General features: G+C 66.8%; 13 protein-coding genes. 9 read left to right on the top strand and 4 right to left on the bottom strand.

The features are described 5' to 3' along the window. Positions 1–3: 3 nt before the first annotated feature. Entirely contained in the window at positions 4–372 is a 369-nt protein-coding gene (locus AC1Z3O_RS10160) for a hypothetical protein (protein WP_483515599.1), read from the bottom strand. A gap of 248 nt (positions 373–620) precedes the next feature. Between AC1Z3O_RS10160 and AC1Z3O_RS10155 the strand changes: the two genes are divergently transcribed. The 3 genes from AC1Z3O_RS10155 to AC1Z3O_RS10145 all read left to right on the top strand — a co-directional run bounded on the left by AC1Z3O_RS10155 (position 621) and on the right by AC1Z3O_RS10145 (position 3611). Next, positions 621–2165: a methyl-accepting chemotaxis protein gene (locus tag AC1Z3O_RS10155; protein ID WP_483515598.1), complete on the top strand. Its 1545-nt coding sequence runs from the start codon at positions 621–623 to the stop codon at positions 2163–2165. Positions 2166–2404: 239 nt separating this feature from the next. After that, a complete protein-coding gene (locus tag AC1Z3O_RS10150) occupies positions 2405–2659 on the top strand; it encodes a hypothetical protein (RefSeq protein WP_483515597.1) in 255 nt (84 codons plus the stop codon). A 64-nt stretch (positions 2660–2723) separates the two neighbouring features. Beyond that, positions 2724–3611, top strand: a complete 888-nt coding sequence (locus AC1Z3O_RS10145) for a LysR substrate-binding domain-containing protein (protein WP_483515596.1) — start codon at positions 2724–2726, stop codon at positions 3609–3611. A 108-nt stretch (positions 3612–3719) separates the two neighbouring features. On the opposite strand, the gene AC1Z3O_RS10140 is transcribed toward AC1Z3O_RS10145, so the two are convergent. Then, the gene (locus AC1Z3O_RS10140) at positions 3720–4382 is read right to left on the bottom strand and encodes a hypothetical protein (RefSeq protein WP_483515595.1); all 663 of its coding nucleotides are present in this window, start codon (positions 4380–4382) and stop codon (positions 3720–3722) included. Positions 4383–5178: 796 nt separating this feature from the next. Here AC1Z3O_RS10140 and AC1Z3O_RS10135 point away from each other — a divergent pair. After that, a complete protein-coding gene (locus tag AC1Z3O_RS10135; RefSeq protein ID WP_483517569.1) occupies positions 5179–6144 on the top strand; it encodes an SOS response-associated peptidase family protein in 966 nt (321 codons plus the stop codon). Between the two features lie 69 nt (positions 6145–6213). Here the strand turns inward: AC1Z3O_RS10135 and AC1Z3O_RS10130 are convergent, their stop codons facing one another. Both AC1Z3O_RS10130 and AC1Z3O_RS10125 read right to left on the bottom strand, forming a co-directional pair. After that, on the bottom strand, positions 6214–6615 hold the full coding sequence (locus AC1Z3O_RS10130; protein ID WP_483515594.1) for a hypothetical protein: 402 nt from the start codon (positions 6613–6615) through the stop codon (positions 6214–6216). A gap of 137 nt (positions 6616–6752) precedes the next feature. Next, complete coding sequence (locus AC1Z3O_RS10125; protein ID WP_483515593.1) at positions 6753–7181, bottom strand: TOBE domain-containing protein; 429 nt, start codon at positions 7179–7181, stop codon at positions 6753–6755. A 308-nt stretch (positions 7182–7489) separates the two neighbouring features. Between AC1Z3O_RS10125 and AC1Z3O_RS10120 the strand changes: the two genes are divergently transcribed. From AC1Z3O_RS10120 to AC1Z3O_RS10100, 5 genes are all read left to right on the top strand, one after another. After that, positions 7490–8881, top strand: a complete 1392-nt coding sequence (locus AC1Z3O_RS10120; protein WP_483515592.1) for an MFS transporter — start codon at positions 7490–7492, stop codon at positions 8879–8881. Positions 8882–9023: 142 nt separating this feature from the next. Beyond that, a complete protein-coding gene (locus AC1Z3O_RS10115) occupies positions 9024–9881 on the top strand; it encodes a D-amino acid aminotransferase (protein WP_483515591.1) in 858 nt (285 codons plus the stop codon). Between the two features lie 165 nt (positions 9882–10046). Further along, entirely contained in the window at positions 10047–10553 is a 507-nt protein-coding gene (locus AC1Z3O_RS10110; RefSeq protein WP_483515590.1) for a DUF1993 domain-containing protein, read from the top strand. A gap of 297 nt (positions 10554–10850) precedes the next feature. Then, positions 10851–11486, top strand: coding sequence for a 7-carboxy-7-deazaguanine synthase (queE, locus tag AC1Z3O_RS10105; RefSeq protein WP_483515589.1), 636 nt, complete (start codon positions 10851–10853; stop codon positions 11484–11486). Positions 11487–11548: 62 nt separating this feature from the next. Further along, positions 11549–12025: a 6-pyruvoyl trahydropterin synthase family protein gene (locus tag AC1Z3O_RS10100; RefSeq protein ID WP_483515588.1), complete on the top strand. Its 477-nt coding sequence runs from the start codon at positions 11549–11551 to the stop codon at positions 12023–12025. The last annotated feature ends 13 nt before the right edge of the window (positions 12026–12038 follow it).

The following is a 12038-nucleotide window of genomic DNA, read 5'->3' as shown; positions in this document are numbered from 1 at the left end:
CTGTCAGTGCCCTGACTTGCGTGGCTGCCACAAGCCGATCGACAGGGCCACGATGAGGGCCGCGCCCGCCGTGTCCATGATCGCCGGCAATCCTGAGCGGCTCAATATCCAGGCGCCCAGCATCGCGCCGCATCCGCTCGAGACATTGAAGATCGCAGTGTAGATGGCCGAGGCCTGCATGGCCGCGTCGCCCGCCGCGCGGAGGACCCAGGTCTGCAGGCCCACCATCAGCACGGAAAAGGTCACGCCCCAGAGAAACTGCGCAATAGGGCAGGCTGAGGGAAGGCCGGGGGAAAGGGAAGAGGGAGGGAAGAAGTTCTGCGTTCCCCGCCGTTCGAGGCGCCGGCCACACAGGAAGACGGAGCCCGGCAACACTTCACGTCGTGAGGTATCGCATCCGTGCCGTCCAATCACGTGGTCATGAATACTTGTACCGACTTGTGTCGCGATTGAGGGGGAATCTGCTGAGATTCGCGCCGGAGCAGGTTTTTTTTGCCTCTATCGGCTTATTTTTCTGCGGTACCCAGCACCGGCGGGGTTAATTTCTTGCAATGGCTGCCGTTAGCGCGCCCCAAGCTACTCGCTAGCGATCGATCGTGATGGCCCATAGGGAGAAATGCATGCGCAACAATCAGCCAGTAACACAGCATGAATATGAACTGCCCGACAACGCAACGTTGATGTCCACCACGGATACGCAGAGCTATATCGCTTACGCCAACGCCGCCTTCGTGGAGGTGAGCGGCTTCACACGCGAGGAGATACAGGGGCAACCCCACAATATCGTTCGCCATCCGGACATGCCGCCTGAAGCCTTCGCGGACATGTGGGCCACGCTGAAACGCGGCGAACCCTGGACCGCGCTCGTCAAGAACCGGCGCAAGAACGGTGATCACTACTGGGTTCGGGCGAACGCGACACCGGTCGTGCGCAACGGTCGCGCCGCGGGCTATATGTCGGTACGCACCAAGGCGTCGCGGGAGGAGATCGCGGCGGCGGATGCGCTCTATCGCGATTTCCGCGAAGGCAGGGCGCGCGGACGCCGCTTCTACAAGGGGCTGCTCATCCGCGGGGGCTGGCTCGGCTGGATGTCGATCTTGCGCACCATGCCCGTGCGCTGGCGCATCCGCTGCGGGCTGCTCGGCGTGCTGCCTGCCTGCTTGGCAGGTGCCGTCGCGCTCGGGGTGTCGGGTGGGGCGCTCTACGGCATGGGCGCCGTCCTTGCCCTGTCGCTGCTGGTGGCGTCACTCTGGCTTGAGGCGCAGATTTCGCGGCCGCTCGAACGCATGTTGGAGCAAGCGCTGCGCGTTGCCTCCGGCGAAAGCCAGAAGGTGGATCACATGGATCGGGTGGACGAGATCGGCATGTCTCTGCGCACCATCAGCCAGCTCGGCCTGATGTTCCGATGGCTCATCGATGACGTCAGCGAGCAGGTCCTGAGCGTGCAGAGCGCAAGCGGGGAGATTGCCCAGCGCAACGGCGACCTGAGTGCGCGGACGGAGCGGGCCACCGCCAGCGTGCACGATACGGTGTCGTCCATGGCGCAGGTAACCGAGGCGGTCCGCAACAATGCCGAGACGGCGTCCCAGGCGAACTCGATCTCGGGGGAGGCCAGCATGGCGGCGGAAAAGGGTGGCCAGGCCATGTCGGAAGTCGTGTCGACGATGGACGCCATCTCGGGCAGTTCCACGCGCATCTCCGACATCATCGGCGTGATCGACGGCATTGCCTTCCAGACCAATATCCTGGCGCTGAATGCCGCGGTCGAAGCCGCGCGTGCCGGCGGACAGGGGCGCGGGTTTGCGGTGGTGGCGGGGGAGGTGAGAAGCCTTGCGCAACGCAGCGCCAGCGCGGCAAAGGAAATCAAGGCACTGATCGATGCCAGCGTCGGCAGGGTGGAGCAGGGCGCGAGGATCGTCAACGACGCCGGCGCGACGATGGACGATATCGTCAAGCAGGTGCAGCGGGTTTCCGATCTCATCGCGCAGATCAGCGCCTCCACCGCAGAGCAGGCTTCAGGGGTGGGCCGGGTCGACGATGCCATCGGCAACATCGATCAGATCACGCAGCAGAATGCGGATCTTGTGGGGCAGAGCGCGGCCGCTGCCGAAGCGCTGCGGCAGCAGGCAAACCGGCTGGCGGAGGCAGTGGGCGTGTTTCGCTGAGCGCGCGCATCTTTGCGCCTCGGGTTTGCGCATGGTGCGTGCCGGTCCCGGCCTGGCGGATGCAGCCGGGGGAGGTTCTCAGCGTCCGCGGCGGTGATTGGTCGAAGGCGTTGCACAATCCCGCCGCAACTTTCAGCAACCGGGTCCGCACCCGTGTCTACAGTATCGCCTTGCCCTATCGCCACCCGTGTGTCACCGATGCGACCACCGATGCGGCCACTCTATGCAAGGAGACCACGATGCTGTCCGCCCTCACGTTTGGCCTGCTGCCCCTGGCCGCCGCGGTTGCGCTCGGTGCGGAGCGGGCCGGCCGCAGCGTCTGGCTGCAGGCGGCCTGGCTGGTGGCGCTGGCCTGCGGCGGGGTGAGCGCGCAGAATGGCGATCTGCCGCGGCGCGCCTACCTGCCCGGCCTGGGTGAGTTGCTGGCCGTCTGGGGCCCGCTTGCGTTTGCGGGCCTGCTTGGCTGGATCTGGCGTGCCAAGCGTAGGCTATGATCCGGGCTGGCGCCCCCAAAGCCGCGCCCCAGCGCGGCTTGCGAACCGGCCGCACGACATTGCCATGAAGCAGATTCCACCTATTCCGCTGCTGCTCGCCTTTGATGCCGTGGCCCGGCTGCGCAGCTTCCACAAGGCCGCCGAGGCGCTCAGTCTTGCCCACAGCACGGTGAGCCATCGCATCCGGGAGCTGGAAGAGCAGTGCGGCGTCGCGCTCTTCGTCCGCACGACGCGCACGGTCACGCCCACCGCCGAGGCAGAGCGCCTGCTGGGACCGGTACGCGAGGCCCTGGCCACGCTGGGCGCGGCATTCGGCGCGGCCCGCGACACCCGCACCGTGCGCGTCAGTGTGCTGCCCTCGTTTGCGCGCTTTCGCGTGGTGCCGGCCCTGGCGGAGTTCCAGCGACGCCATCCGCAGATTGCCATCGCCCTCGATCCGACCAGCCAGATGATCGTGCCGCGTCATGGCGATGCCGATGTCGCCCTACGCTTCACGCGCGCCAAGCCGGTCGAGCCGCACCTGGACCTGGGCCACGACGAATGGTTTCCGGTGGCCGCGCCGGGCTATCTGGCCACGCTGTCCCGGCGCGCGATGCCAGGCGTGTTCGGCGAGGCGATGCTGCTTTCGCACAGCCGCCACGCCTGGGAGCCGTGGTTCCGCACGGCCGGGCTCGCCATGCCGCGCAGCCGGCGCGTGACGACGTTCACCGACACCGGGCTGATGCTCGATGCCGCGATCCGTGGCCAGGGGATTGCCTATGGGCGCCGCTCCCTGCTGCTGCACTTGCTCGCCTCGGGCCAACTGGTGCGCCTGTCGCCGATTGGCTTGGCGTCGGCGCATTCGTACTACCTGATGGTGTCGGAGCGCATCGAGACATCGCCCGAGATCCGCATCGTGCATGACTGGATCCGGCAATTGGTGGAAGAGGACGCGGTGGGGCGGGCGGCGTAGGCGTCAGCCGGCGACCAGCCTCGGCCGGGAGAGTGTCGCCAGGCTCCATTGCCGGTCCGGTCGCGAGTCAGCGGCGGCAAGTTGCGGTGCGGCGGAGGCGCGATGCCGTCAAGGGTTGTCGTCGTCGACGCCGAGGGCCGTGGTGTCGATCACCTCGGTCCTGCCGTCCTGGCGTACTTCCGTGCGCAGCACGAAGGACTCGCTCGGACAATACCACTCGGTGACGTGCATGGTGGCGGGCTCCAGCTTGAAGATCTGGTCGCCGATCGTCAGCGGCCCCAGCGATGCCAATTTCTCGTAGGTGATCGGCAGGCACTCGCGCCGGCCGAGCACGGTCGAGATGGTCTGCTTGCGGCCGACGGTGCGCGCGCTGATGACCACCGAGGCGGCGGGCGCCTTGATGGTGGTGATTTTTTCACCCGTCGACAGGCTGTGCACTTCCAGGTCAAAGCTGGAGTTCAGCGTCTCGCCGGGGATGACCTTGCCCTCGCGGATGTCGAGGCCGGCATAGCCCAGCATGCCGTTTCCCTGGAAGGACGCCTCCCCGAACAGCCGCGTGTAGCTTGCCTGGGCATTGATGGTGGCACGCTTGCTGCTGATGCCCGCCCCGGTATCCGACGCCGCTGTCTGGAAATCCATCTTGTGGACCTGGTCCATGACGACCGGCGGGCCCATCAAGGCGGCGAGCGCGGATTTGGAGTGAATGCTGATCCAGGCGCTGCATCCCGTTGCCGTGGGCGACGGGTGCCGGATCTCCATGGTGATGGACATCGGCATGTCGCCGGCCGCCTCGAGTTGCGCCCGAGCGCGAGGCCGGAACCACGGCGCGCTGCAGATCGACTGCGAGGGTCGATGGACACTGGCGGTGAGGTAATTGTCCTGTGGGGCGGACTGGGCATGCACCATGCATGGCAGGGTCAGGCCCGTCGCAAGCTGCAGCGCCCGCACAAGGCACCTTGAGAGGAAGCGCATCAGATCGTTCCGGCCAACCAGGAGCCCTCCATCCGCGCGTTGGCCAGCATTGTCAGGTCGATTCGTTAGCATATTGCACGATCCCGAGGCGCACCGGATTTTTTTGACCCGCGACAGGGAACGCCAGTGAGGGAGGGCGCCGGCAGGTCCAGCGGGGGCATGGCGGGCATGGATGGATGCGGCGCCGAATGCAGTGGGATGCGCCTGGGCGATGCGCGGACGCACAAAAAAAGACGCCCCGGTCGCTGACTGGGGCGGTTCGACTAGGGAATTTGGGGCAAAGGTGATAGCCCCGGGGGTGATCCTAAGGGGCTTGCGGTGACCTTGCCATCATCCTGATGGCTATCCTACCGAAGTTGGAGAAGCGGGCGCGGGCGGCCTGTGCTGCCCGTGGAGCCGCAGCCTCGGCGGCCGGGCCGCCCGGGCCCTTATCAGCTTGATGCGGACAGGCGAGAATGCGGCGGAAGGCATATGGTTAACGCCACACACGCCACAGCCCGGCCCGCCGTCGGGGCACGGCGCGTGCATGGCTGCCCGTGGCCGGTGCAATGCAGGCAGACGATGGCGCGGTCAGGTGACGCAGAGGGAGCCTAGGATGTGCTATTCCGCGATGATCCGTGCCGAGCACCGCCGGTACGAACGAGAGTATGGGGTGCATGTCAGCTTGCGCCGCTATGTCGAGCTGTTCTGGGAGAAGCGCAGGGATGGCGGCTGGATGCGCATTCCCAAGGCGATGCGCGGGGACTTCACCGACCCGCGCGATGCGGACGAGCGCGAACTGGCTGCCATCGTCGCCGAGGGCGATCGGGAGCAGGCCAACGCGTTCGAGGCGGAACTGTTCCGCCAGAAGACGCGCCTCGCCGATGCCGAGCGCGCACTGGGCGCGCGGCGGACCAAGAAGGCCGAGGAAGACCAGCGCATCGCCGCCGACAAGATCGCCCGGGCGCAGCGCAATCTGGCGGACCTGCAGCGCAGCCACCTCGCAGCGCCCGACTCCCGCATCTTTCCTGGCCACTATGCGCCCGTCATCGTGATGCAGGACGGCCGGCGCGTACTGATGCCGATGCGCTACCAGTGCCGCCTGCCGGGCTGGACCGCGGCCGACGAACGGCGGCGGCCGGGTACCTACAATGCGCGGCGCGACAATCTCGAACACGCCTGGCGCAAGCTCTTCGGCCATCACCACGCCGTCCTCGTCGTGACCGCCTTCTACGAAAACGTGGCGCGCCACAAGCTGGAGCAGCGCGGCCTGCACGCTGGCGAAGCGGAGGAGAACGTGGTGCTGGAATTCAGCCCGCAGCCGCCGATGGACATGCTGGTGGCGTGCCTGTGGTCGTTCAGCAAGGGCGCGGGCGGCGAGCCGGACCTGTACTCCTTTGCCGCCATCACGGACGAGCCGCCGCCGGAGATCGCGGCGGCCGGGCACGACCGCTGCATCATCCCCATCCGGCCGGAAAACCTGGATGCCTGGCTCAATCCGGATCCGAACGACCTGGGCGCCCTCCAGGCCATCCTGGATGACCGCGCGCCCACCTATTTCGCGCACCGGCAGGCGGCGTGAGGGGGCAGGGCACGCCGCGGCGCGTCCCTATGCCGCTCAGGTGCCGCTCAGGTGCCGCTCAGGTGCCGCTCAGGTGCCGCTCAGCAGGTCGTGCGCGTTGAGGATGGCGTAGGCAATCTCCGGGCATTTCTCCATGCTGCGGCGGATGGCTGCGGGAATGGACTGGCGGGTCTTGCGGCACAGGCCTGGCTGCTCGGCGATCCGGATCGCGATGCCGCGCGTGGTGCGCACCTCATTGGCGCTGGGCGTGATGGTGAGCACGATGCCGAGTTGCTCGTGCAGGCGCTTTTCCATGTGCTGCAGTTCGGCCAGGCTGGTCAGGCTCTCGAGCCGGGCGATCAGCCGCTTTTCCTCCTCCTGGGTCAGCCGCAGCACGCGGATGTCGGCCTGTGGGTCGTCCAGCAACGCCTCGCGCCCGCAGATGCAGGCGCCCGGGGGGCATTCCTTGCGGATCGGGAACGGTGCGTTCATATCGTTCGAGGGGGGCGGTGGAAGGCGCGACGCGCCGTCGGCGGGGGCCTGGGCTGCCTATCTTAAATCAGGCTGGCAGCAGCCCGCCGACAGCATGCGGCAATAGAGGGTACGAAGGCGTGCCGATGGCGGCCAGCTCACCCGTCCACGCCGATGATCACGCTGGATGCCTTGAAGATAGCCACGGCGGGTTTGCCGATTGCCAGCCCCAGGCGATCGACGCTGGCGTTCGTGATGATCGCGCAGACGGCCGGTCCGCCGGCAGCCGTGATGGTCACATCGGCGTTGACCGCCCCCTTCGTCAGCGCCGACACGTTGCCGCTGATGGCGTTGCGGGCAGAGACCTTGCTCACGTCCACGTCGACCATGATGATCACTGAGCTGGCCTTCACCATGGCGAGGGCCTGCCTGCCTTTGGCCAGGCCCATCCCGGCCACGCTTTCGTGGGTGACGGTCGCGACGATCTGCTGTCCGCTAGGGAGCTGGACCACGATCTCGTCATTGACAGCGCCGGTCCTGACTTCGACGACTTCCCCTGGGAACTGGTTGCGCGCGCTGGTGAGCATGGCTGTCTCCTGATCGATGCCGGCTGTGGTTGTCTGATTTGGGCCTGGCAGCCTAGTGTAGCGTCGCTGCCGCGGCATGGCGCGGGTGTTTGGCACCGAGGCGGTGTGCTGGCGGGTGACGTGCACGTGACGATTTGCCGCTGCCGCTGGATGTACCCGGGTTTACGCCGATGTTGGGTCGTTTTGCTTCGCTCTTATTATTTGTTCCTGAATAGAACTTGAGTTCTAAAAGCGAACAAACGCCGAGCCGCCCGGCAACGCGCAAGCAGGCGGCTCCTCGAGCCGTGTTCGCTCAGCCAGGAGACATGATGAAAGAAGGTGCAGCGTCGCACGTCGTCGATGTGCAGGCATTTATCGATGGCCAGCGCTTCTCTGGCTACCAGTGGCTGGTTCTCGTCCTGTGCTTCCTGATCGTGGCGGTGGATGGCTTCGATACCGCGGCGATCGGTTATATCGCGCCCTCGCTGGTTCAGGAGTGGGGGATAGACAAGGCGTCGCTGGGGCCGGTCATGAGCGCAGCGCTGTTCGGCCTGGCCGGCGGCGCCTTGTTTGCCGGCCCGCTGGCCGACCGGGTCGGCCGCAAGACGGTGCTGGTGCTTTCGGTCTTCTTCTTTGGCGCATGGAGCCTGGCCACGGCGTTCGCCAACTCGCTGGAAGCGCTGACGGCGATGCGTTTCCTGACCGGCCTGGGCCTCGGTGCCGCCATGCCCAATGCGGTGACCTTGATGTCCGAATTCGCGCCTTCGCGGCGGCGTGCCGTGCTGGTCAACACCATGTTCTGCGGTTTCCCGCTGGGTTCGGCGGCGGGCGGCTTCGTCGCGGCCTGGATGATCCCGCACTACGGCTGGCACAGCGTGCTGGTGCTGGGCGGCGTGGTGCCGCTGGCCTTGGCCGTGATGCTCACCACGCTGCTGCCGGAATCGGTGCGCTATCTGGTGGTGCGTGAGCAGCCGGCAGAACGGGTTCGGCGCGTGCTGGCGCGCATCACCGGCGTGGCGATCGATCCGGCGGTGCGCTTCACGCTGGGCGAAGCGGCGCCGCGCACCGGTTCGGCCATCGGCACGGTGCTGTCGCGCCGCTACCGGCTTGGCACGCTCATGCTGTGGCTGACCTACTTCATGGGCCTGGTGATCTTCTACCTGCTGACAAGCTGGATGCCGACCCTGATGAAGGATGCCGGCTTCAGCATCGAGCGCGCCGCCTTCCTGACCGCACTGTTCCCGCTGGGCGGAGGCGTCGGCACGATCGTGGCGGGCTGGCTGATGGACCGGATGAACCCCAACAAGGTGATCGCCTTCACCTATGCGCTGACGGGGGTGCTGATCTACGCCGTCGGCCAGGGCAGCGGCGGGCCGCTGCTGCTGCTGGGCGTGCTGATCTTCCTGGCTGGGACGGCGATGAACGGCGCCCAGTCGTCGATGCCTTCGCTGGCCGCGGGTTTCTACCCGACCAAGGGACGCGCCACCGGGGTGGCCTGGATGCTGGGCATCGGCCGTTTCGGCGGCATCGCCGGCGCCTTGCTGGGGGCGGAACTGATGCGCCGGCACTTGAGTTTCGATGCCATCTTTACCCTGCTGGCAGTGCCCGCGCTGCTGGCTGCCGGTGCCTTGACCGTCAAGTTCCTGGGCGAGGCCGGCCGCCCGCCGGCGCAAGACGAGGACGGCGGCGCGGCCGGCGCGGGCATGGTGTCGGGCCACTGAGGCGCCCCCGCGCGGCACGCTCATGCCGATTTTGCATGAGATGGGAAGCTGCCCTGTGGAAGAATGAAATGGCTGGCTTCGGCCGCCTTTCCTTCCCCTCAGTCACAGTCCTGCAGCGCCCCGGGCGTTGCTCCCATCGAATATGCACGACGCCATCGTCTACCTGAACGGCGCATTCACGCCGCTGTCCGAAGCCCGCATTTCCGTCCTCGACCGCGGATTCATCTTCGGGGACGGCATCTACGAAGTCATTCCCATCTACGGCGGCCGGCCCTTCCGCGCGGCGCAGCACCTGGCGCGCCTCGCGCGCAGCCTGTCGGCCATCGGTATGCGCAATCCGCATGACGAGGCCGGCTGGATGGCGCTGATCGGGCAGGTGGCCGAGGCCAACAGCCCTGTGGACCAGATGATCTATATCCAGGTCACGCGCGGCGTCGCCAGGCGCGCCCACGCGTTTCCGCGCGATGTGGAGCCGACTGTCTTCATCATGAGCAGCCCGATGGCGCTGCCTTCGGCCCAGGCGCGGGAGCGCGGCGTTGCTTGCGTGACGATGGAGGATAGTCGCTGGCTGCACTGCGACATCAAGTCGACGTCCTTGCTGGGCAATGTGCTGGCGGCCCAGTATGCCGCCGAGCACGATGTCACGGAGGCCATCCAGTTCCGCGATGGCTGGCTGACGGAGGCCTCATCCTCCAATGTGTGGATCGTCAAGGACGGCACGGTCAGCGCGCCGCCCAAGGACGCGCTGATCCTGGAAGGCATCCGCTATGCCTTGATCGAGTCGCTGTGCGAGGCTGCCGGAATTCCCCTGCAGTCGCGCCGCATTGCCCGCGAGGAGGTCTTCGCCGCGGACGAGGTGCTGCTGTCCTCGGCCAGCAAGGAGATCCTGCCGGTGGTATCCATCGACGGCAGGGCAGTCGGCCAGGGGGTGCCGGGACCGGTGTTCGCCCGGCTGTACGCCGGCTACCAGGCGGCGAAGGCGGCCTCGGCGGCGCCCTAGCCGCGGCCGCTGCGCACAGCAGGCAGGAAGCCGGCGGGAAGTCCGCCGGCCTGCGGGCAGGCGGCGCGCCGGCGCGATCCGGTCTATGCTTGCGGGGCGGACTCCGGCTTCATCGCCTGGGCGGGCCGGGGCGCGTTCCCGTCACGACAGGCACAAGGATCTCCCATGTCTCTTTCGATGTACGACGTCTCCATCCCGCTCTTCATCCGGGCCTTCCACAACCTGAGCGTGATTCTCGACAAGGGCGTGGCCCATGCGGATGCCAACGGATTCAATTCGGCGGAATTGCTGCAGACCCGCCTCCATGCCGACATGTACCCGCTGCTGGCGCAGGTCCAGCGCGCCAGCGATACCGCCAAGGGCTGTGCCGCGCGGCTGGCCGGCATCGCGCCGCCCGTGTTGCCGGATACCGAAGAGAGCTTCCATCAACTGCGCGAGCGCATCGCCAAGACCGTGGCCTTCCTGGAAAGCATCAAGCCGGCCCAGCTGGAAGGCAGCGAGGACCGCGTCATCGAGTTGAAGATGCGGTCGGAAACCGTGCGCTTCACCGGGAAATCCTATCTGCTCGAATTCGCCCTGCCGAACTTCTATTTCCACGTGACCACGGCCTACGACATCCTGCGCCATCGCGGCGTGCCGATCGGCAAGCGCGACTTTATCGGCGAGCGCTAGGCCACCCCGCCTTGCCCCGGCCAGGCCGGACGCGGCGTGCAGTATCGTCCACGCCTTCCTAGGGCCACGCGCAAGCCGTCCCGGCGAAGCGGCACGAGGGCATGTGCAGGCGGCTTACCGGCCCCTCTGGTATACTTGAAGTCTTCGCAGCGGCCGGTGCCGACCGGCATTTGCCGCCACAAGGCGCCGCCGGCAGGCCTTGTGTGTGCCGCGCTGCCATTCTCCGACGATCACCAAGGACTGCCGCCGAAGGCGCCGGTCGCTGAAACCACGTGACGGCCTCGCGGGCCGCAAAGCATGACTTACGCTGTCAAGGAAATCTTCTATACGCTGCAAGGCGAGGGTGCCAACGCGGGCCGCGCGGCAGTGTTCTGCCGTTTCGCGGGCTGCAACCTGTGGAGCGGCCGCGAGGAAGACCGTGACAATGCGGTTTGCCAGTTCTGCGATACCGACTTCGTCGGTACCGACGGCACGCTTGGCGGCAAATACCGCGACGCGCAGGCGCTGGCCGCGGCCGTCGCATCCGAATGGCCGCAAGGCGCCGGCGGCCAGCCCCTGGTGGTCTGCACCGGCGGTGAGCCGCTGCTGCAGCTCGACGCACCGCTGATCGCCGCTTTCCACGCGCAGGGCTTCGAGATCGCCATCGAGACCAATGGCACCATTCCCGTGCCCGAGGGCATAGACTGGGTTTGCGTCAGCCCGAAGATGGGTGCCGAACTGGCCGTGACGCGCGGCGACGAGCTCAAGGTGGTGATTCCGCAGCCCGGCCAGGATTTCGCGGCATACGAGCGGCTGGATTTCCGGCATTTCCTGGTGCAGCCCATGGATGGTCCGCTGGCGCGGGAAAATACGGCCGCCGCCGTGGCGTTCTGCCAGAACCATCCGCGCTGGCGCCTGTCACTGCAAACGCATAAGCTGCTCGGCATCCGCTGAACGTCGTCCCCGGTGCGCGCAGGTCGCGCGACAACCGGGACGCGGCCATGGCCCAGGAACACATGAACAAGCAAGTCTCGATCACCCGCCGGCTGGAGTTCGACTCCGGCCATCGCATCCCCAATCATTGCGGCCAATGCCGCAATATCCACGGGCACCGCTATCGTCTCGACCTGACGCTCTCGGGCGAGGTGCTGCATCGCGAAGGCGCGTCGGACGAAGGCATGATCCTGGACTTCGGTGACATCAAGACGCTGGCCACCGAGCACCTGGTCTCCAAGTGGGACCATGCCTTCCTGATCTACCGCGGCGACACCGCCTTGCTGAACTTCCTGCAATCGATGGAAGGGCACAAGACCGTGGTGCTGGATGCCATTCCGACCGTGGAGAACCTGGCCCAGATCGCCTTCGACATCCTGGCTCCGTTATTCAAGGACTGCTTCGGGCACCATCTGCAGTTGACCCGCCTGGTGCTGTTCGAAACGCCGAACTGCTGGGCCGAGGTCAGCGCACCGGCCAGCCTGCCGGCTCAGGATTGAAGGCGCAGCGGCG

The organism is Cupriavidus sp. 09_S30 (assembly GCF_056930435.1).
This window is presented reverse-complemented; position numbering and strand designations above follow the sequence as displayed.